The 22,865-nt window shown below is 74.8% G+C and carries 6 protein-coding genes; all 6 read left to right on the plus strand.

What is annotated here, in order from left to right; translation table 11 throughout:
• The 6 genes from LTT61_RS22395 to LTT61_RS22420 all read left to right on the plus strand — a co-directional run bounded on the left by LTT61_RS22395 (position 1) and on the right by LTT61_RS22420 (position 22,860).
• Positions 1–5,691 (plus strand): non-ribosomal peptide synthetase, encoded by a 5,691-nt coding sequence (locus LTT61_RS22395; protein ID WP_233016025.1) that lies wholly within the window; start codon positions 1–3, stop codon positions 5,689–5,691.
• 45 nt (positions 5,692–5,736) lie between these two features.
• Positions 5,737–6,717, plus strand: coding sequence for an ABC transporter substrate-binding protein (locus tag LTT61_RS22400; RefSeq protein WP_233016026.1), 981 nt, complete (start codon positions 5,737–5,739; stop codon positions 6,715–6,717).
• 139 nt (positions 6,718–6,856) lie between these two features.
• Complete coding sequence (locus LTT61_RS22405; RefSeq protein ID WP_233016027.1) at positions 6,857–8,479, plus strand: condensation domain-containing protein; 1,623 nt, start codon at positions 6,857–6,859, stop codon at positions 8,477–8,479.
• Positions 8,476–13,020 carry an AMP-binding protein gene (locus LTT61_RS22410; protein WP_233016028.1) on the plus strand — a complete coding sequence of 1,515 codons (4,545 nt, stop codon included), beginning with the start codon at positions 8,476–8,478 and terminating at the stop codon, positions 13,018–13,020. Before LTT61_RS22405 ends, LTT61_RS22410 begins: the two co-directional genes overlap by 4 nt.
• A 226-nt stretch (positions 13,021–13,246) precedes the next feature.
• Complete coding sequence (locus LTT61_RS22415) at positions 13,247–16,720, plus strand: non-ribosomal peptide synthetase (RefSeq protein ID WP_233016029.1); 3,474 nt, start codon at positions 13,247–13,249, stop codon at positions 16,718–16,720.
• Positions 16,717–22,860, plus strand: coding sequence for a non-ribosomal peptide synthetase (locus LTT61_RS22420; RefSeq protein WP_233016030.1), 6,144 nt, complete (start codon positions 16,717–16,719; stop codon positions 22,858–22,860). The genes LTT61_RS22415 and LTT61_RS22420 overlap by 4 nt, the downstream gene beginning before the upstream one ends.
• The last annotated feature ends 5 nt before the right edge of the window (positions 22,861–22,865 follow it).

Consider the following 22,865-nt stretch of genomic DNA (forward strand, 5'->3'; position numbering starts at 1 on the left):
GTGTCGATCCTCGCCGATCTCGTCGTCCCCGCCGTCGCGGGCGATCCGCGCAGGCCGCTGGCCGACGGCAGGCGCCGGGCGCTCTTCCTGCAGACCAGGGAGCCGGAGGAGACCGCGCTGAACGTCGCGGTCGCCTACCGGGTGGACGGCGCGCTCGACCCCGACCGGCTGCGCGCCGCGCTCGCCCAGGTCGCGGCCGAGCACGAAATCCTGCGCACCACCTACGGTTTCGATGCCGAGGGGGAGCCGTTCGAGGAGCTGCGGGCCGACACCGCGCCGAGCTGGCAGGTGCAGGAGATCGCCGAGCTGCCGGAGGCGAGCCGGGCGCGCCGGGTCGAGGTGCTGGCGCGGCGCGAGCTGGCGCGGCCGTTCGACCTGGCCGTCGAGGCGCCGCTGCGGGTCACGCTGATCCGCACCGGGGCGGCGGAGTTCGTGCTGGTGCTGGTGGCGCACGCCATCGCGTGGGACGAGGAGTCGGCGGGCGTCTTCGGCGCCGCGCTGGAAGCCGCCTACCGTTCCGGGGGTGAAGAAACGGCTGCCGTCGGTACGCCGGGGCGAGCGATCGTGGCCGGAACGGGGGAAACGGGCCAGCCGGGCCGGGATGCCGCAGGACCGGAAGCCGTTCGGGCCGAGCCGGGCCGGGCCACCGCGGTCCCGGACGATCCGAGCGACGCGGCCCTCGACTTCTGGCGCTCGGCGCTGACCCCGCTGCCGGACCCCGTCGAGCTGCCCGCCAAGCCGGTCACCGGCCCGGCCCGCCGGATCCGCCGGGTGACCCGCAGGCTTCCCGCCGGGTTGCTCGATCGGGTGCCCGGCGCCGAAACCGGCCACCCCGACCCCGCCTTCGGCGCGCTCGGCGCGGCCTTCGCCGCCCTCCTGCACCGCTACACCGCCACCACCGACCTGCTCCTCGCGGTCCCGGTGAACAACCGCGACGCCGCCTCCGCCGACCGGATCGGGTTCTTCGGCAACACGATCCTGCTCCGCACGCGAGTGCGCTCCGCCGAGCCTTTCACCGAGCTGGCCGCGAGTTTCAGCGAAGCCGCGAGCGCGGCCTTCGCGCACGCCAACGTCGGCATCGAGCACGTGGTCCGGGTGCTGAACCCGCGCCGCGCGGGCGCACGGGACGGCCTGGATCGGCTGGCGCGCATCGCGTTCAGTGTGCGCACGGCCGAGTCCGGTTTCGCGCTCGGCGCGGCGACCGCGACCCCGCTGGAGCTGGGCAGCCGCACCGCCGCGGTGCCGCTGCGGATCGACGTCGTCCGGGACGGCGCGGACGCGCGGGTGCAGGCCGAGTACCGGGACGGCCGGTTCGACGACGGGCTGATCGCGCAGCTGCTCACGCACTACGTCCGGCTGCTCGCGGACGCGGTCGCCGCGCCGGAGCTGGCGGTCGGCGAGCTGGACCTGCTCGGCGCCGACGAGCGCGAGCGGCTGCGCGCGCAGTCGCACGGCGAGCTGGTCCCGACCCCGCCGAGCACCCTGGTCGCGCTCTTCGAGCACCGCGTGCGCCAGGCCCCGGCCGCCCCCGCGCTGCTGGCGCCGAGCCGCACCGGCGACCGCACCATCGGCTACGCCGAGCTGGACCGCAGGGCCAACCGGCTGGCCCGCGAGCTGATCGCGCGCGAGATCGGCGCCGAGGACCTGGTCGCGCTGCGCCTGGCGACCTCGGTGGAGTATGTGGTCGCGGTCCTCGCGGTGCTCAAGGCAGGCGCCGCCTACCTGCCGATCGACCCCTCGTACCCGCAGCCCCGGATCGACTACGTGCTGGCCGACGCCGCGCCGCGGCTGATCCTCGACCCCGAATCGCTGGCCGCCGTCGAGCGCGCCGCCGCCGCGCTGGCTTCGGAGCCGCTCGCCGACACCGAGCGGGCCCGCCCGCTGCGCCCGGCGAACCTGGCCTACGTCATCTACACGTCGGGCTCCACCGGCAGGCCGAAGGGGGTTCCGGTCGCGCACGCCGCGATCGCGGAGCACCTGGACGGCTTCTGCGCGGAGTGGGGGATGACCGCCGACGACCGGCTGCTGCAGTCCTCCTCGATCGGCTTCGACGCCTCGCTGCTCGACATCTTCGTGACTTTCACCGTCGGTGCCTGCCTGGTGGTACCGGAGCCGGACGCGCTGCGCGACCTCTCCTACACGGCCGAGATCATCGCGCGCTGCCGGGTCACCGTGCTGCACATGGTCCCATCGACGCTGAGCACCCTGCTGCTGCTGCCCGAGGTGAGCGACTGGCGGGCGCTACGCCGGGTGCCGGTGGGCGGCGAGGCGCTGCTCGGCGAGGTCGCCGACCGGTTCGCCGCGGTCTTCGACGCCGAGCTGCGCAACCACTACGGCCCCACCGAGGCGGTGGTCTGCGCGACGCACCAGGTGGTGGCCGGGCCGCAGGGCGCGGGGATCGTGCCGATCGGGGTGCCGAACCGGAATGTGCACGTGCACCTGCTCGACGCCGGGCTGCGGCCGGTGCCCGCCGGGGTGATCGGCGAGATCTACCTGGGCGGGGCGCAGCTGGCGCGCGGCTACCTGAACCGGGCCGGGTTGGCGGCGGAGCGCTTCGTCGCCGACCCGTTCCTGGCGGGCGGCAGGCTCTACCGCACCGGCGATCTGGCCCGGCGCAACCTGGCGGGCGAGATCGAGTTCGTCGGCCGCGCCGACGACCAGGTGAAGGTGCGCGGGCACCGGATCGAGCTGGGCGAGGTGCAGGCCGCGATCGCGGCGCACCCGGCGGTGGGGCACTGCGCCGTCGTCGCGGTCGGCGATCCCGCGCGCGGCACCACGCTCGCCGCCTACCTGGTGCCCGCGGGCAACGGGATGGTGCTGGAGCCGGAGCAGGTGCGGGCCCGCGCGGCCGTGAGCCTGCCGGAGTACATGCTGCCGAGCAGCTTCACCGTGCTGGAGCGGATTCCGCTCACCGAGCACGGCAAGCTGGATCGGGCCGCGCTGCCCGCGCCGGCCCCGGTGCGCTCGCCGGTCTCCCGGGAGCCGGCCACCGGCACCGAGATCCGGCTGGCGGCGCTTTTCGCCGAGATCTTCGGCGCGGAGCGGGTCGGGGCCGACGACTCCTTCTTCGAGCTGGGCGGTCACTCGCTGCTCGCCGGGCGGCTGGTGGCGCTGATCCGGGCGGAGTTCGGGGTCGCGGTCGATGTGCGGGCGCCGTTCGACACGCCGACGGTGGCCGGGCTGGCCGCCGCCATCGAGGCGGCGCCGCTCGCCGCCTCGTCGCTGCCCGCGCCGACCAGGCAGCTGCGCAGGCCGGAGCGGATTCCGCTCTCGGTGGCGCAGGAGGTGCGCTGGCGCGCCGCCTTCCCGGCCGGGGCGGGGGACGGGCAGCCGCTCGCGGCTCGGGCCGGCGCGCTGGATCCGGCGCCGAGGGACACCGATTCGCTGGCAACGGTCGACGCCGATTCGCTCGGTTCGTTGCCGGAAGAGCCGCAGCTGCCGGCGGCGCGGTCGTGGTCGCCGACCGATTCGCGCTGCGGGGTTCCGTTCGCGGTGCGGTTCGAGGGTCGGCTGGATCGCGCGGCGTTGCTCGGCGCGCTTCGGGACACGCTCGCCAGGCACGAGATCCTGCGCACCCGGTTCGCGCCGGGGCCGGGGGGAGCGCCGGTGCCGCGGCGGGTTCCGGTGGAGGAGATCGAGATTCCGGTGCGCACGGTCGGCTCGGCCGCCGAGCTGAACACCGCGCTGGCCGAGGCCGCGGCGGCGGTTCCCGACCCGGTGGCGGGGCCCGGCATCCGGCCGGTGCTCGTGACCACGACCCCCGAGACGCACGTGCTGGTGCTGACCGCGCACCACCTGGTGGCCGACCACTGGTCGTTCCGCACGGTGCTGCGCGACCTGGCCCCCGCCTACCGCGCCCGGCTGCGCGGCGACACCGCGCACCGCCCGCTGCCCGAGCTGAGCTTCACCGACTACGCGCTCTGGCAGCGTGCCGCCGCGGGCCAGCTGCACGCGCAGGCCGAGTACTGGCGCGCCGCGCTCGCCGGCCTCCCCGCCCCGACCGGGCTCGCCACCGACCTGCCGCGCCGCGAACCGTCCGAGACCGGATCCCATACCGCCCGCTTCACCATCGACCCGGTGCTGCGCGGGCGGCTGCGCGCGCTCGCGGAGGGAGTCGGCGCCTCGGAGTTCATGCTGTACCAGGCGGCGGTCGCGGTGTTACTGCACCAGCACGGCGCCGGCACCGATATCGCGCTCGGCGCCGCCATCGCCGGGCGCACCGACCCCGCGCTGGCCGACCTGGTCGGCCCGGTGGCGAACACCCTGGTCCTGCGCACCGATCTCACCGGCGACCCGACGCCGCGCGCGGTGCTGGAGCGCTCCAGGGCCACCGCGCTCGCCGCCTACGGCAACCAGGACGTCCCGGTGGAGTGCGTGCCCGGCGCGGCCGAGACCTTCGGCGCCACCCTCGATTTCCGCGAGCAGGACTGGTCCGCGGAGGCGCGGTTCGGCGAGGAGATCGCCGCCGCGGTGCTGCCGCTGCCCGGCGATCCCGCCCTGCGCGACATCGGCTTCGCCTTCCACTGCGCCCAGGACGGCGGCTTCGACGCGGCGATCACGGTGCGCGCGAGCCTCTTCCGGCCCGCGTCGGCCGAGCTCTTCGCCGGCCGGGCGCGCCGGCTGCTCACCGCCTTCGCCGACACCCCCGACCGGCCGCTGAGCCGGCTCGGCGTCGGCACCGGCGAGGAGCGCGAGCGGGTGCTGCGCGAGTGGTCCGCCGGGGTCGAGCCGCCGTTCGGTCCGGCGGCGCCCGGACTGCTGTGGCGCGGGCGGATGTTCCCCGGCCAGCGCCCGGCGCTGCGCTGCGGCGGCGAAACCCTGGACTATCAAAGCCTTTTCCAGCGCGTCGACGAGTCCGAGGACACGGTTCCCGCCACCGGGATAGCAGCGGCGGACATCGTGCGGCTGCTGGTCGCCTTCGATGCCGCCGCGCAGTCCGACACCCCGATCACGCTGGCGGCCGGCTGCACCGGCACCGGACGGGTCGTGGTCGCGCCCGCCGCGGTGGCCGCGGCGGTGGCCGATCGCCGCGCGGTGGTCACCGACTGCGCGCCGGGCAGCACCGACCGGGCCCGCGGCTCGGTGGACGTGCGGCTGGTGGTCGCGCCCGCGCCGACGGTCGCGGTGCTGGTCGAGGTGCTCGCCGGGTTGGTGGACGGCGCCACCGTCGTGGTCGCCGAGCCGAGGCGGGCCGCCGCCTTCCTCGATGCCGAGCGGGTGACACACGTGGTCGCCGCGGCGGGCACCGTGCTCGGCCGGGACGGCGCGCTCCGGGACGGCCCGAACCGCTGGGCCGAGGTCAGGCGCTGGGACCTCTGGGGCGAGGGCGGTCCGAGCGAATCCGAGTGCGCGCGCATCGCTTTCGACACCCCGGCCGAGTTCCCGGCCAGGGCCGCGGGGACGGTCGGGTACGCGCCCGCCGTGACCGTCGGCGCGGTGGCGCGCGGGCCGGTGGACGGCAGCGGGCGGGTCCGCCCGATCCCGGGCGCGCGGGTGTACGTGCTTGATCCGGCCGGGCAGCCGTGCGCGCCGGGCGTGCCGGGTGCGGTGTACGTCGGCGGTGCCGCGCTCGGCGTCGCCGACGCCGCGGACGCGCGGTTCGAGGACGACCCGCTGCAGCCGGGGGAGCGCCGCTACCGCACCGGCGACACCGCGCACTGGACCGTCGACGGCTGGCTGAAATTCGCTTAGCCTAACCTTTGAAAAAACCGACCGTTCGATTCGAGGAGCTGACCCATGCCGTCGACTACGAGACGCGGCCCGGCCGCCAGGCTCGGCTTCGCGCTGCTCGCGCTCGGGGTCGCGCTCGGCGTGGTCGCCTGCGGCGACTCCGGTGCTTCCGGCGGCGGCGACGGCGCGGTGACGATCACGCACAACTACGGCGAGACCGTGGTCGACGGCACCCCGGAGCGCATCGTCACGCTCGGCAACCAGTGGCTCGACGCCACCCAGGCCTTCGGCATCACCCCGGTCGGCTACGCGGACAACATCTCCATCGGCGCCAAGACCAAGGTGCCGTGGGAGCCGGACTCGCTGAGCCAGGCCACCGTGCTCAACGCGGGCGGCGACATCGCCGAGCAGATCGCCGGGCTGGAGCCGGATCTCATCCTGGTGCCGAGCTACCTGGTCGACAGGGCCCTGTACGACAAGCTCACCAAGCTCGCCCCGACCATCGGCGCGGTCACCGCGAATGCCCAGGTGGACAACTGGACCGACCAGGTGACCGCGCTCGGCAAGATCCTGGACCGGGAGGGCGACGCGCAGGGCATCATCGACGGTGTCGACGCCAAGGTCGACGGGTTCGCGCAGAAGTACCCGAAGCTGTCGGGCAAGACCTTCCTGACCTGCATGCTCACCGGCCCGGCCCAGCTCATGGTGCTGGCCGATCCCAAAGACGGCTCGGCGGCGCTCTTCGAGCGGCTCGGCATGAGCATCCCGCGGAAGATCGCGGACGAGGCGCCCGCGGGCGGCAGGCTCGCGCTCTCGCCGGAGCGGCTCGGCGACCTGACCTCCGACATGCTGATCTGTGGCGCGCTGCCCGCCTTCGAGGAGAAGTTCAAGCAGCTGCCCGGCTATGCCGAGCTGCCCGCGGTGAAATCCGGCGGCATCGCCTTCATCGACGTGATGACGATCAGCGCGCTGAACACCCCCAGCCCGCTGAACACCCCGTACGTGCTGGACAGGCTGGCGCCGACCTTCGAGGCGCTGAACAAGTAGCGGGCCGCGGTTGGTACCGAACGAGCGGTCTGTTTAGGATAGGCTAACTTTGGTCGCGCGGTCCGTCGGGCAGGCGATCGGTTGTTCGGACTGAAGCCGGGCGGTCGTCGATTCGCCGCCGCGGCGCGGAAGGATCGCGATGCCAGACTCGCTCGTGCAGGACTCCACCGGCCGGAACGGCTCCGCGGGCCGGGCGGCGCGCCCGGTTCCGCTCGCGCCCGCCCAGCAGGCGGTGCTGCTCCCGGAGCGGCTGCGCCGCACGCCGGCCGCGAATCTCTTCCTCGCGCTGGAGTTCACCGGCGAACTCGGTGACGATGCCCTGCGCCGCGCGGTCACCGCGGTGCTGACCGGGCACGAGATCCTGCGCAGCGTCTTCCCGGACGACCGCCGGGTGCCCTACCAGCGCGCCGACGAGCTGCCCGGCTCGGTGCTCGAACTCGGCAAACCGGATGCCGGGCACGTCTTCGACCTGGTGCGCGAGCTCCCCGTCCGGGTCACGCTCGACCGCGCCGGGGAGCGCGCGGTGCTGGCGTTCGCGGTGCATCCGGTGGCCGCCGACGACGTCTCGCTCGAGCTGCTCGCCGAGGCGCTCTTCGCCGCGCTCGATACCGGCGAGGTGACCGGGTCCAGCTTCCGCGCGGCGGTTCCGGCGCTGGTCAAGGGGATGGCGGTGGATCCGGCGGCCGACGCCGACGCCGGGTACTGGCTGGACCGGCTGGCCGACCTGCCGGAGCGCGCGGTGCCGGTCGAGCCCGGCGCGGCCGCACGGCACAGCTTCCGGATCGCGCCGGAGGCGCTGGCCGATCTCACCGCGGGGCAGGAGCCTGCGGCCGCCTTCGCGGCGCTGCTGGCGAAGGCGCTCGGTGCCGCGGGGCTCGGTGCCGATCCGGCCGTTGGGCTGTTCGACCCGGCCCGGGACGAGGCCACCGCCTCGACCATCGGCCCCTTCGGCAACTACCTGGTGCTGCGCGGTCTCACCGGCGCCGAGCCGCCGCGGCAGGCGGTGCTCGGCGCGGCCGAGGTGCTGGCGGCGGCGCGGGCGCACGGCTCGACCCGGATCGAGTTCCTGACCCACCGGCTGCGCGGTGCGGCGGCGGTCTCCGGCGGCGCGCTCTTCCAGGCCGCGCTGGTGGTGCGGTCCGGGAATGCCATCGCGCACAGCGGGTCCGGGTACACCGCGCGCGAGCTGGAGCGGCGGCTCGCCCGCCCGCACGGGGTCGAGCTGCTGGTCGAGGTGCGGCTGGACGACGACGGCGCGCTGGTGATCGTCGACTCGCCCGCCGCCCCCGCAGCGCTGCCCGAGTTCGTCGCCGAGCTGGAGCGTCGCGCCCTGGCCTGGGCCGACGGCCGCGACGGTGGCGCTGCCGTCCCGCTGTTCCAGCCGCCCGTCGCCACCGCGGGCGAGCTCGGCCCCGGCCTCGGCGGCCCGCCGCGGACCGCGGCGGAGCACACCCTCGCCGCCGCCATCCGCACCGTGCTCGAGCTGGACGAGGACGACGAGGTTGGCCGCGAGGACACCTTCTTCTCCCTCGGCGGCGACTCCATCGCCGCGCTGCGGCTGGTCACCGTGCTGGCCGAGCAGGGCTTCGCGCTCGACGTGCAGACCGTGTTCGGCTTCCCGGCGGTGCACGAGCTCGCCGAGCAGCTGGAGGCCGCGCCCGAGCAGGTGGCCGCGCCGGAGCCGCAGGCCGCCGCGCCGCTCAGCGCCTCCGGGCTTGACCCGGCGGTGCTGGCCGCGCTCGGCGCGAAGTTCGGCGCGTGAGCACCTCCATCCTCGACGTCGTCGCGCTCTCGCCGCTGCAGCGCGGGCTGTACTCGGTGAGCGCGACCTCCGGCGATGTCGACCCCTACCTGGTGACCTTCGCGGTGCGGGTGGACGGCCTCGCCGACCTCGGTAGCCTGCGCAAGGCCTTCGACCAGGTGCTGGAGCGGTATCCGCACCTGGGTGGCGCGGTCGTCACCGACGGGCTGCCACACCCGGTGCTGGTGACCACCTCCGCGGGCCGGATCGGCTGGCGCGAGCTGGATCTGCGCGGCGAACCCGATCCGGCGGCGGCCGCGCGCCGGCTCTACCTGGACGAGGGGCGCACGCGGATCGATCTCGACGCGGGGCCGCTGTTCCGGGTGGTGGCGGCACGGGTGGGGCCGCAGGAGTACGAGCTGGTCTGCACCGCGCACCACATCGTGGTGGACGGCTGGTCCATTCCGTTGATCTTCGCCGACCTGCTCGCGCTGCACCGGGGCGAGGGCGCCGGGCTGCCCCCGGCCCCGCCGCTGCGCGAGCACGCGGCCTGGCTGGCGAGCAGGGACACCGAGGCGTCGGCCGGGGCGTGGACCGCGGCGCTGGCGGGGCTCGCCCCCATGCCCATGATCGCCGGGCCCGCGCCCGCCGACATCCCGGTGCTCGGCGAGGCCAGGCTCACGCCGGAGCGCACCGCCGCCGTCACCGGCTGGGCGCGCGCGCACGGGCTCACCCTGAACACCGTGCTGCAGCTGGCCTGGGCGCGGGTGCTCTCCGCGCTCACCGGGCGCGACGACGTGGTGTTCGGGCAGACCACCTCCGGGCGGGACGGCTCGCTGCCGAACGCCGACCGGCTGGTCGGGGCGCTGGTGACGACGATCCCGGTGCGGGTCCGGCTGGACGGGCGGGCGCCCGCCGAGATCGGCGGGGAGCTGCAGAAGGAGGTCGCGCGGCTGCGGGCGCACGAGTACCTCGGCATCGCGGAGATCACCAAGCGGGCCGGGGTGGGGCAGCTCTTCGACACGCTGCTGGTCTTCGAGAACACGCCGATGGGCGACATCACCGCGCGGATGCCGCTCGGCGACGGCGCCACGCTGGTGCCGCGGCGGATCGACTCGCCGAGCCACTACCCGATCGCGGTCGTCCCGGTGCTGGAGCAGGGGTCGCTGATCAACCGGGTGGAGATCCGGCCTGATCTGGTGCGGCGGTTCGAGCCGGATGCGCTGGCGGAGCGGGTGCTCGCGGTGCTGGAGCGGATCACCGGCGCCGCGCGGGCCGCCGATGTCGCGGTGCTGCTCGACGGGGAGCCCGCCGCGCTGGCCGCGCCGGACGCCGTCGCCGTGCCGGGGGATGTGCCGCACACGCTGCTCGCGGCCGTCGAGCGGTTCGGCGACCGGAGCGCCGTCGTGGACGAGGTGGGGGAGCACTCGTACGCCCAGTTCGGCGCCGCCGTCCTGGCGCTGGCCGCCGGGCTCGCCGCGCGCGGGGTCGGGCCGGGGAGCGCCGTCGCGGTGGCGCTGCCGCGCGACCGCCGGGTCCTGCACGCGCCCTTCGCCATCGGCCTCACCGGCGCGACCTGCGTGCACGTCGACCCGGCCACCCCGCCCGACCGGCTCGCCTACATCGCCGAAACCTCCGGCGCGCGCCTCGTTCTCGCCGACGCCGCCCTCGCCGACGTCCTAGCCGAGGCCGGCCTCACCCACCTCGTCCCCGACAACGCCGGAAACCTGCGCGAACTGCCCGCCACCCCCTCGTCGGCAGCGTCCGCCGACGCCACATCGCGCTCCGCGGGCAACACCGCGAGCGCCCCCCTCACCATCGCAGGCCGCAGCTCCGCCGCCCAAGGCGAACCACCCGCTGCTCCGGGCGAGTCACCCGCTGCTCCGGGCGAGTCACCCGCTGCTCCGGGCGAGTCACCCGCTGCTCCGGGCGAGTCACCCGCTGCTCCGGGCGAGTCACCCGCTGCTCCGGGCGAGTCACCCGCTGCTCCGGGCGAGTCACCCGCTGCTCCGGGCGAGTCACCCGCCGCTCCGGGCTACGGGTTTCCGCCGGTCCCGGCGGAGAACCCGTTCTACGTCGTCTTCACCTCCGGCACCACCGGCCGCCCCAAGGGCGTCGCGGTGCCGCACCGCGCCCTGCTCAACCACTGGGGCAACCACGAGCGCCGCATCTTCGCCCCGGAGAGCGCGGCGGCGGGCAGGCCGCTTCGCATCGGCCACGGCTGGTCCACCGGCTTCGACGCCGCCTGGCAGCCGAGCATCGCACTGCTCTCCGGCCACACCGTCGTGCTGCTCGGCGACGACGAGCGCACCGACGCCGAGCGGATCGTCGCGGCCATAGCGACCAACGGCATCGACATCTTCGACACCTCACCCTCCATGCTGAACCGGCTCGTCGCCGCCGGGCTCCTCACCGCCCGCGACGGCCGCGAGTACTGCCCCCTGCGCGTGCTCGCCCTCGGCGGCGAGGCCATCAGCCAGGACACCTGGAACCGCCTGCGCGGCCTCGCGGACACCAGGGTGATCAACTTCTACGGCCCCACCGAGACCACGGTCGAGGCGCTCATGGCCGACGTGCACGAGCACGAGGCCCCGACCATCGGCCACACCTTCGGCGGCATGACCGCCGAGGTGCTCGACCACCGCCTGCGCCCGGTGCCCCCCGGCGGCCAGGGCGAGCTGTACCTCTCCGGCGCGCAGCTGGCCCATGGCTACCTGCGCCGCGCGGGGCAGACCGCCGCCACCTTCGTGGCGGGCCCGGCCGGAAGGCGCTACCGCACCGGCGATCTGGTGCGCCGCACCCGGGCGGGCACCGTGGTCTACGAGGGCCGGATCGACAGCCAGGTAAAGATCAACGGCTACCGGGTCGAGCCGGACGAGGCCACCGCCGTGCTCCGCGAGATCCCCGGCGTGCGGCACGCCGCCGCGCTCGCCTTCACCGCGGGCGGCCGCACCCGGCTCGGCGCGCTGGTGGTCGCCGACCGCCCGGCCACCGCCATCCGCGCGGCCGCCGCCCGCAGACTCCCGCGGTTCCTGGTGCCGACCCGGATCGTGCACGTGGCCGAGATCCCGCTGAACCGCAACGACAAGCTCGACACGCACGCCGCGACCGCGCTGCTCACCGCCCCGGTGGCGACCGGCGCCGCGGCCGAGCCGGGCACCGAGACCGAGCGCGCGCTGCTCGGGGTGCTCGCGGAGATGCACGCGGGCAGCGCCGGAATCCTGGACAGCTTGGTCGATCTCGGGATCGACAGCATCGGCGTGATCGACCTGGTCTCGCGTTTGCGCGGCGCCGGCTACCGGGTCGCTGCGCGGGATGTGCTCGGCGCCGCCGACCTGCGCGAACTGGCCGCGCTGCTGGACGGCGCCGGGGAGCCGGACGCGGGTGGCGAGGTGCTCGCCGCTGGCGCGGTGCTGCCGCTGACCGCGCTGGCCCTGGAGATCATCGGACAGGGCGGGTATCAGCACCTGACCCAGAGCCAGGTGCTGACGCTGCCGCCCGGAGTCGACCCGGCCGGGGCCGAGGAGGTGCTGCGCGCGCTGGCGACGGCGCACCCGGCGCTGCGCTCGCGGCTCGGCGCGGTCGACGGCGTCCCTGCGCTGATCGTGCTGGCGCCGGAGGAGTTCCGGGTCGAGGTCGCCGTGGCCGCGCCGGGCTCGGCGACGCCGCGCGAGCTGCTCGCCGCCACCGTCGACCGGCTCGACCCGGCCGCCGGGCGGATGGTCGCGGCCACCGTGCTCACCGGCGCGGAGCCGCGGTTGCTGCTCTCCGTCCACCACCTCGCGGTGGACGTGGTGTCCTGGCTGATCCTCGCCGACGACCTGCGCGGCCTGGCCGACGGGCGCGCGCCGCTGGTCGAGTACGCGCAGCCGGGAGCGGTGGTTCCCGCTGCGGCGGAGCCGCTTCCGGTGCTCGGCACGCCGCTCGCCGGGCGGCTCACCGACCCGGTGGTCGACCGGGCCGCCGACGCGCACCAGCACCTGGTCGAGCTCGACCCGGAGCGCACCGCCGCGTTGCTCGCGCGCTGTGCGGCGAGCGACGTTCCGCTGGAGGAGGCGCTGATCGTGGCCTGCGCCCGCGCCTTCGACGGGCTCGCCGACGCGGCGGGGCGGGTGGCGATCACCAGGGAGTCGCACGGGCGGCCCGCCGACGACGACAGCAGGCGGGTTGGCTGGTTCACCGTCGAGGAGACGGTGACCGTGCCCGGCGCGGTGGTCGCGGAGTGGAGCCCGGCGGCGGGGCGGCCCGCGCTCGCTGAGCGCTCGACGGCGGTGCGGGGGCAGCTGCGGTTGAACCACCTCGGCCGCTTCGATCAGCTCACCGGAGGTCGCGGGCCGTGGGCGCCGGTTCCGATGGCGGAGTTCACCGCCGAGTTCGGCATCGCGCAGCATCCCGAGCTACCGCTGCGCTTCACCGTCGACATCACGACGGTGGTCGTCCAGCGGGAAGGCGCGCCGGTGCTGGTGGGGCAGTTCGACATCAACGGCGCCGTGCTCGGTTCCGCGGCCGCCGCCGAGTGTTCGGCTCGCTGGCGTGCGGTGGTCTCCGCACTCGCGGAGTGAGGCCGGAACCGGGCAGCGGGGGATACGCGACCCCGCTGCCCGGACCACCGGTCGCGCGCGACGGAGCCCACCGTCGGCGCGCCGTGGCACAGCACCCACTCGGCAACCTCGCCGATGAGTTAGCATAGGCAAAGTTAGGCAAGGCTAGCCTACATCAAATCGGACATAGCGGTCAAGTCGGGCCGCGAAGTTCGACGTGGGCGGCTGTATCGGGTTAAGGAGTCGGATGCTCGGCAAGGCGGAACTGCGCGACATCGTGGCGGCGGATCTCGGGGTGGCGCCCGAGGCGGTCGGCTTCGACGACGATCTGGTGAGCCTCGGGATGCACTCGATGAAACTCATGCGGCTGGCCGCCGGGTGGCGCAAGCGGGGGTACGACATCCGGAGTTCGGCGCTCGCCCTCGAGCCGACGATCGCCGCCTGGGCAGCCCTGCTCGCCGCAGGTGCCCCCGAGGTTCCCGCCGTCACCGGCCCGACGGCCGCCGCCTCCGCTTCGGCTGGTTCCGCGACTGCCGCCGGTCCGGCCGAATTCCCCCTCGCCACCATGCAGCACGCGTACTGGATGGGCAGGCGCGGGGATCAGGCGCTCGGCGGCGTCGCGGCGCACCTGTTCGTCGAGTTCGACGGCAGCGGCGCCGATCCGGAGCGGCTGCGCCGGGCCGTCGCGCGGCTGGTGCGCAGGCACGAGATGCTGCGCGCCCAGTTCCTGGACGCCGGCACCCAGCGCGTCCTGCCCGAGCCGCTGGTCCCGGTCTTCGCCGCGCTCGACCTGAGCGCCGAGCCCGCCGACCGGATCGAGGCCGAGCTGGAGCGGGTGCGCCAGGAGAAGAGCCACCAGCGCATGGACGTCGCCGCGGGCAAGGTCATCGACGTCGCGCTCACCGTGCTGCCGGACGGCGGCCACCGCCTGCACCTCGACGTCGACATGCTGGCGGGCGACGCGCAGAGCTACCGCCGGGTCCTGGACGACCTGGCCACGCTGTACGAGGCCGACGCCGACGCGCTGCCGCCGCTCGGCATCACCTTCCGTGAGTACCTGGCCGCGAAGGAGCGCACCGCCGGCGACACCGAGGCGGATCGCGCCTGGTGGGCCGAGCGGCTCCCCGAGCTGCCCGACATCCCCGCGCTGCCGGTGCTGCCGGAGAACGAGCGGCGCGACCCCGCCCGCAGCGTCCGGCTGCACCACTGGTTCGACGCCGAGGCGAGGGCGAATCTGCACGCCAACGCGCACGGGAACGGCGTCACCGCGGCGGTCACGCTCGCCACCGTCTTCGGCGAGGTGATCGCGCGCTGGTCGGCGCGGCAGCGCTTCCTGCTGAACGTTCCGCTCTTCGCCCGCGAGCAGCTGCACGACGAGATCGACGCCGTGGTCGGCGATTTCACCAACTCGGTGCTGGTCGAGATCGACGCCTCCCGGGTGGAGTCCGTGCTCGCCAGGGCCCGCGGGTTGCAGCGCGAATTACACACCTGCGCGGCGCACGCCGAGTACGAGGGGCTGGACGTGCTGCGCGACCTGGGCAGGCTGCGCGGCGCGCCGGTGACGCCGTCGGTGGTCTTCACCTCCGGGCTCGACCTCGGGGAGCTGTTCTCCGAGCGGGTCACCCGGGTCTTCGGCAAACCGGTGTGGATCATCTCGCAGGGCCCCCAGGTAGATCTGGACGCCCAGGTGGCGGAGCTGGACGGCGGGCTGCTGGTGAACTGGGACCTGCGCCGCGACGCGCTGCCCGACGGTATCGCCGAGACCATGTTCGCCGAGTTCCGGCGGATTCTGGCCGCACTGGCCGCGCCGGGCGCGGATTGGTCGCAGCCGCTGGCGATTCCGCTGCCCGCCGAGCAAGCGGCGGTTCGGCGCGCGGTCAACGACACCGCCGAGGAACTCGGGGCGCGCACGCTGCACCACGCCTTCTTCGAGCTGGCGGAGCGGCATCCACAGCGGACCGCGCTGCTGCGCGCGGGCGGGCTCACCACCGGTTACGGCGAGCTGGCCGGGCAGGCGCTCGCCGTCGCGCGGGCGCTGGCGGACGCCGGGGTGCGGGCGGGCGACACCGTCGCGGTGCTCGTGCCCAAGGGGCACCGGCAGCTTCCCGCCGTGCTCGGCGTGCTCGCCGCCGGCGCGACCTACCTGCCCATCGGCACCGACCAGCCCGCCGCCCGGCGCGACCGCATCCTCGCCCGCGCGGGTGTCGACGTTGTGATCACGGACGGTGCCGCCGAGCCCGCCACCCGGGTGACCGCCCTCGACCTGACCACAGCGCTGACCGGCCCCGCGCTCGACGCCCCGCTCCCGGCGACCCCCGACAGCACCGCCTACGTGCTGTTCACCTCAGGCTCGACCGGCGAACCGAAGGGCGTCGAGGTGAGTCACCGCGCCGCGGCGAACACCGTCGACGCCATCGCCCGCCGCTTCGGCATCGGCGCGGGCGACCGCCACATCGGCCTCTCCGCGCTCAACTTCGACCTCTCGGTCTACGACATCTTCGCCCCGCTGAGCGTCGGCGGCGCCCTGGCCTGCCTCGACGAGGCCACCGAGCGCGACGCCCAGGCGTGGGCCGCGCTGATCGCCGAGGCAGAGGTCTCCGTGGTGAACGCCGCGCCCGGACTGCTGCAGATGCTCGCCGATATCGCCGCCCCCGCGCAGCTGCGCTCGATCCGCCTTGTCCTCACCGGCGGCGACCGGGTGCGCACCCGGCTGGCCCGCCGCTTCCGCGCCGCGGTGCCCGGGCTGCGCTTCGTCGGCCTCGGCGGCACCACCGAGACCGCCATCCACTCCACCGTCTGCGAGGTCACCGACGACTTCCCGGCGCACCGGGACAGCGTCCCGTACGGCACGCCGCTCGCGAATGTCGCGCTGCGCGTGGTGAACCAGCGCGGCGAGGACTGCCCTGACCTGGTGCCCGGCGAGCTGTGGATCGGCGGCGCGAGCGTGGCCGACGGCTACCGGGGCGACGCCGAGCGCACCGCCGACCGTTTCCTCGAGCACGAGGGGCTGCGCTGGTACCGCACCGGCGACCTGGCCAGGTACCTGCCGGACGGCACCGTCGACTTCCTCGGCCGCGCCGACCACCAGGTGAAGATCCGCGGCTACCGGGTCGAGCTCGGCGAGGTGGAGTCGGCGCTGGCCGGGCTGCCCGGCGCGGGCGAGGCGATCGCCCTGGTCACCGACTCCGGCAGGCTGGTCGCCGCGGTGACCGCGGACGGCTCCGGCGCCGCCATCGACCCGGCGCGGCTGCGCGACCAGCTGCCCGGCTACATGATCCCCGAGCACGTCGAAACGCTGGCCGAGATCCCGCTGACGCCGAACGGCAAGCTGGACCGCGCCGCCATCCGCCGCCTGCTGGCCGCGGGCGACCCGGCGGCCGCCACCGCCTACGTGCACCCCGCCGACGAGGTGGAGGCCGCGCTGGCCTACATCACCGCGCAGGTGCTCGGGCTGGACCGGATCGGGGTGGAGACCGACTTCTTCGACGTCGGCGGCAACTCCATCCTCGCCACCACGCTCACCGCCAAGGTGCGCGGGCTGCTCGCGGTGGACGACTTCGGCGTCAGCGCGGTGCTGGAGGGCCGCACGGTGCGCCGCATCGCGCGCGGGCTGCTCGGCACCGAGGCACAGCCGGGGCGGCTGGCGCAGGTCGCCACCATCCTGCTCGAGCTCGCCGAGATCAGCCTTCCCGACTCCGCGAGCGTGGTGTGCAGCCGATGAAATCCCTCGACGACCTGCAGGAGGCCATGCGGGCGCGGCTGGCCCAGGCCGGGCTGGACACCCGCTCCGGACCGGTCGAGCGCCGTGACCCCGAGCGCGCCGCGCTCTCCTTCGGGCAGCGCTACGTCTGGGCGCACCAGCAGATCGCCCCGGAGAGCACCGCCTACAACCTGTGCCTCGCGCTCACCTTCGCCGGCGAGGTGGACGACGCCGCGCTGCGCGCCGCCTTCCTGGCGCTGCCGGAGCGGCACGAGGTGCTCCGCACCACCTACCACAACGACGAGCAGGGCGAGCCCTACCAGCGCATTCACGCCGAACTGCCGCCGCGGGTGCTGCTGGAGGACCACACCGGCCTCGACCGGGACGAGGCGGAGCGCAGGCTGGCCGCCGCGGTCGCCGCCGAGGCGCAGGACACCTTCGATCTCGGCGTCGAGTCCTCGCTGCGGCTGCGCTTCGTCCGGCTCGACCCGCGGACCCTGGTGGTGGTGCTGGTGATCCAGCACATCGCCTGGGACGGGATGACGCTGCCCGCGCTCTCCGCGGACGTCGAGCGGTTCTACGCGCAGGCGCGGGCGGGCGGCATCACCGTCGAGCCGCTGCGGCTACAGGTCGCCGACTTCGCGGAGTGGGAGCAGGAGCGGTTCCGTGACGGCACGCACGAGGCGGCGGCCGAATTCTGGGCGAGCCGGTTCGACGGCGAGGTGCCCGAGCTGGCGCTGCCGCACGACCGGCGGCCGGTCGCCGTCACCGAAACCGGTGCGCGGCTGGACCGCTCGCTCGGCACCGTGGCGGAGGCGGCGCTGCGCGCGCTGAGCTCCGAGCTCGAGGCGACCCCGTTCCAGGTGTTCCTCGCCGCCTACGCGGTCGCGCTGCGGCAGCTCACCGGGCAGCCGGACGTGGTGATCGGCACCACCGTGGCCAACCGCGAGGAATGGGGGATGGACGCGCTCATCGGCAACCTCAGCACCATGCTGCCGCTGCGCATCCGCGGCATCGACGGTGGCCGCGACTTCGGCGAATTCGTCGCGTACGTGCGCGCGGTGACCACGGAGGCGTTCCGGCACAAGCAGTTCCCGCAGGAGGAGATCGTCCGCGCGGTGAACCGGGCCACCGGCAATGTCGGCTCGAAGCTCTTCGACACCATGGTGCTCTTCCTGCACCAGCGCATCGACGGCCCGCGGCTGCCCGGCGTGCGGACCAGCTGGGAGCTGGCCGACCACGGCGCCTCGCTGCTGCCCGTCGCGGTGGAGGCGTTCATGCACCCGGACCGGGTGGATGTGCAGATCACCTACCGCACCGACCTCTTCGACGCGGCGACCATCGGCAGGCTGCACGAGTACATCGACCACACCCTGGCGCGCGCGGCCGCCCGCACCCCGCTCGACGCCCTGCTCACGCTCGCCCCGGGTGATCGGGCGGCGCTGGCGGCGTGGTCGCGCTCGGAGCGGGTGCCGATCGTCGCGGAGACGGTCGACGCCATGATCCGGACCTCCGCGCTGGAGTACCCGGAGCGGACGGCGGTGGTGTTCGGCGAGATCGAGCTGAGCTACGCCGAGTTCGACGCGCGGGTGAACGCGTTCGCGCGGCTGCTGCGCGAGCGCGGGGCGGGCGCGGGCGATCGGGTCGGGGTGTTCGCCGAGCGCAGCGAGCGGCTGCCGGTGATCTTCGCCGCCATCCTGCGCACCGGCGCGGTGTACGTGCCGGTCGACCCGAGCTACCCGGCCGACCGGATCGCCTACATGCTGGCCGACGCCGAACCGGCGCTGCTCGTGCGCTCCGCGCCGCAGGCCGTCGCGGCGGGCTCGGTGCCGGTGCTCGACGTCGCCGACCCGGCCGTCGCCGCCCGGCTCGCCGAGCTCGACACCGCGCCGCTGACCCCGGCCGAGCTGGACCGGCCGATCCACCCGCTGGACGCCTCGTACCTGCTCTACACCTCCGGCACCACCGGCCGCCCCAAGGGCGTGGTGACGCCGCACCGCGGCGTGGTGAACCACGTGCAGTGGATGCGCGACTACCTCGGCTTCGCCGAGGAGCGGATTCTGCAGAAGGCGCCGATCGGCTTCGACGTGTCGGTGTTCGAGCTGGTCAACGCGTTGTGCACCGGGTCGGCGACGGTGCTGCCGCCGCCGGAGTGGTGGCAGGCCGACGTGGAGGCGCTGGCCGGCATCATCGACCGGCACCGGATCACGCAGATCTCGCTGGTGCCGAGCGTGGTCCGGGCCTTCCTGGACGCCGGGCCGGACCCGGCGCGGCTGGCCTCCATGCGCTTCGTGTACCTCGGCGGCGAGGCGGTGCCGCCGACGCTGGTGGCCGAGGCGAGCCGGGTGTTCGGCGGCCGGGTGCTCGGGCTGTACGGGCCGACCGAGGCGTCGATGGACATCATGCACGAAAATTTCGCCGGTGCGCTGGCCCGGCCGGAGTGGTTCCGCTCGGCGCTCATCGGGCAGCCGGAGTGGAACTCCGACGTGCACGTGCTGGACGACCGGCTGCGGCCCGCGCCGATCGGGGTCAGCGGCGAGCTGTACCTGGCCGGGCCGCAGCTGGCGCAGGGGTACCACCACCGGCCGGGGCTGAGCGCGGGGACCTTCGTCGCCTGCCCGTTCGCCGACGAGCCCGGCGCGCGGATGTACCGGACCGGCGACGTGGTGCGCTGGCATCCCAGCGGCAGCCTGGAGTACCTGGGCCGCGCCGACGACCAGGTGAAGATCCGCGGGCACCGGATCGAGCTGGGCGAGGTGGGGTCGGTGTTGCGCCAGGTGCCCGGCATCGGCTCGGCCGCCGCGGTGGCGCACCGCAGGGACGCCGATGTCGCGCTGGTCGCCTACTACGTGGCGGAGCCGGGGTCGGTGTATGCCGGTGGGGCGGCCGAGTCGCACGCCGGTGCGCTGCGCGCCGAGCTGGCTGTCCGGCTGCCGGAGTACATGATTCCGGCGGCGCTGGTGCGGCTGGAGGCACTGCCGCTCACCGCCAACGGCAAGCTCGACAAGCGCGCGCTTCCGGTGCCCGAGCTGGGTGCGGGCAGCGGCCGCGGGCGCGAGCTGCGCGGTGCCGCCGAGCAGGTGGTCGCCGCGGTCATGCGGCAGGTGCTCGGGATCGCCGAGGCGGTTCCGCTCGCCGCCGACGACGACTTCCTCGCGCTCGGCGGTGATTCCATCAGCGCCATCCGGATGGCGTCGGCGCTGAAGAAGCGCGGGCTCGCCATCACCACCAGCGCGCTCTTCGAGGCGCGCGGCATCGCCGCCATCGCGGCCGCCACCGGGGTGGTCGCCGAGACCGGCGGGAACGCGCTGGTCGAGGTGGGGGACGGGACCGGGTGGATTCCGCTGCAGCCGATCGCCGCGCTGCTCACCGAGCAGTCGGCGGCGTACGCCGGGTACAGCCAGGCAACGGCCGTGGTTACCCCGGCCGACGCCGACCTGGAACGGCTCACCACCGCCTGGCACCGCGTCGTACGCGCGCATCCGCTCCTCCGCGCCCGCCTCGCTTCCGCCTCGGCGGCGTCGGGGGACGCGGACTCGGTGGCCGCGATCGCCGGCCACCAAGCTGTGGCGCTCGCCTCGCCTTCGGATACCGACCCGCTCGGGTACCTGATCCCGCCCGCCGACACCGAGCTCCCGCCGGTTCTCGACATTCCGATTCCGGCCGGGGACTGGGACACCACCGCGGGTCCGACCCTGCACGCCCGGCTCCGCACGCTCAGCGCCGATCTCGACCCGGCGGAAGGCCGGATGTCCGCCGCCGCCTGGGTGCACCCGGACGACGGCGGCCCCGGCCGCCTGCTCCTGGTCCTGCACCACCTGGTGGTGGACGGCGTCTCCTGGCGCATCCTGCACGACGACCTGCGCACCGCCTGGCGGGGCGACCCGGTCGACTCGGAAACCACCTCGGTGCGGAGCTGGAACACGGCGCTCCTGCGGCACGCGAGCAGTACCGCCGTCACCGCGCAACTCCCGTTCTGGCGCAGCGCGATCGAGCCGGAGCCACCACTCGGCTCCCGCCCCTACGACCCGGCCGTCGACCGGGTCGAGACGGTCCGCGAGGTCACCGCCGAGCTGGACACCGCCGACACCACCTTCCTCATGACCACAGCCGCGACGGCTTTCGGCTGCGACTTCCTCGACATCCAGGTCGCCGCGCTGACCGTCGCCACCGACCGCTTCCGCCGGGCCAGGGACCGCGGCACCGACACCCTGCGGCTCACCATGGAGCGCCACGGCCGCGCCGAATCCCTCTTCGCCGGCGCCGATCTGGCGAACACCGTCGGCTGGTTCACCACCACCTACCCGGTCGCGCTGCGGGCGGGCGGCGACATGGTCGACGCGGTGCGCGCGGTCAAGGAGCAGCTCCTCGCGGTGCCGGAGAGCGGCATCGGCTGGGGCCTGCTGCGCCGGCTCGACCCGGCGACCGGGGCAGAGCTGACCGGCCCCGAACCGCAGATCGCCTTCAACTACATGGGCCGCTTCGAGGTGCCGGCCACCGCGCGGGACTGGGACGCCGCGCCCGAGTTCGGCTACCTCGGCGGCCACGCCGACCCGGCCATGCCCGCCCCCGCACTGCTCGACGTGAACACCGTCGCGCTCGTCGACGACGCGGGCCCCGCCCTGCGCGGCTCCTTCCGCTACGCCTCCGGCGCACTGACCGAGCCGGAGGCGGGCGAGCTCGCCGAGCTCTGGGCGGGCGCGCTGCGCGAACTGGCCACGGCGGTCCGCGCGGACCCGCGGCGCAGGCTCACCCCGAGCGACGTGCTCGCCGCCGAGGTCAGCCAGGCCGACCTGGACCGCTGGCAGGCCGGGTACGGCGATGTCGCCGACGTCTACCCGCTGGCCCCGCTGCAGGCCGGGCTGTACCTCACCGCCATCAGCACCGCGGGCCGGGACGCCTACACCGTGCAGACCACCATCGGGGTGCGCGGCCCGCTGGACGTCCCCCGGCTCGGCGCGGCGCTGAACCGGGTGCTCAACCGCTACCCGAACCTCCGCGTCTCCTTCGCGGTCGCCGCGGCGGGCGAGCCGTACGCCGTCGTCGCCGAGCGGATGGAGTTCCCGGTCGGCGAGCTCGACCTCACCGCGAGGCCGGAGCTGATGGAGACCTTCCTCGACGCCGACCAGGCAGGCGTCTTCGATCTCGCCCGCGGCGCGCTCATGCGCGCCACCGTGGTGCACCTGCCCGGCGACGAGCACACCCTGGTGCTCACCTCGCACCACATCCTCACCGACGGCTGGTCCGGGCAGCTGCTGCCGCGCGAGATCTTCGACGAGTACGCCCGCCCCGGCATCGCCGAGCCGCTCGGCAACCCGGCCACCTTCGCCGAGTTCCTCGCCCTGACCAGGGAGCGCGAGGCCGCCACCGAGGCGGTGTGGGAGCGCTACCTGGAGCCGGTGCGGCCGTGCCTGGTCGCCCCGGCCCGGGTGCCGGGCGGGAGCGCGCCGGTCATGCACCGCTTCCCGGTCGAGCCGGAGGTCGCGGACGGGCTGGCGGCGCTGGCCGCCGAGGCGGGCAGCACGGTCAGCGTGCTGTGCCAGCTGGCCTGGTCGAGCGTGCTGCGCGAGATCACCGGCGAGCCGGGCACCGTCTTCGGCGAGGTGGTCTCCGGCCGCCCGGCCGACCTGGACGAGGTGGACCACGCCGTCGGCTGCTTCGTGAACACCGTCCCGGTCGCGGTCCGGCTGGACGGCGAACGCAGCTGGCGCGAGCTGCTCACCGGCATGCAGCGCAGCCGCATGGAGCTCATGGAGTACCAGCAGTACCGGCTGACCAGCGCGAACCGGACCGCGGGGGCGCGCAGGCTGTTCGACAGCATGTTCGTGTTCCAGTCCTACCCCTCCGGGCGCGACGAGCTGGTCCGGCTGCTCGCCGAGCGGCAGCTCGAGCTCGTCTCCTTCGAGGGCCGCGGCGCGACCGACAACGCGCTGCTCGTCATGGTCTTCCCGGCCGACCTGCTGTTCCCCGGCGAGCCGCTGCAGGTCGTCCTCTTCTACGCGGAGGACTCCTTCGACGCAGGCGACGCCGAGATCATCGAAACCGCGTACCGCAACACGCTGCGCGCCATCGCCAGCACGCCGGACCGGAGGGTTGCCGACACCGCGATCCTCGACGACGAGGACCGCGCGGTCCTGGTCATGCGACGGATGTGGCAGTGACCGCA

Source organism: Nocardia asteroides (assembly GCF_021183625.1).
Lineage (GTDB): Bacteria > Actinomycetota > Actinomycetes > Mycobacteriales > Mycobacteriaceae > Nocardia > Nocardia asteroides_A.

Coding starts and splice junctions, on each gene's coding strand:
- LTT61_RS22400 (WP_233016026.1), top strand. CDS start 5,737: ATGCCGTCGACTACGAGACGCGGCCCGGCCGCCAGGCTCGGCTTCGCG.
- LTT61_RS22420 (WP_233016030.1), top strand. CDS start 16,717: ATGAAATCCCTCGACGACCTGCAGGAGGCCATGCGGGCGCGGCTGGCC.
- LTT61_RS22405 (WP_233016027.1), top strand. CDS start 6,857: ATGCCAGACTCGCTCGTGCAGGACTCCACCGGCCGGAACGGCTCCGCG.
- LTT61_RS22415 (WP_233016029.1), top strand. CDS start 13,247: ATGCTCGGCAAGGCGGAACTGCGCGACATCGTGGCGGCGGATCTCGGG.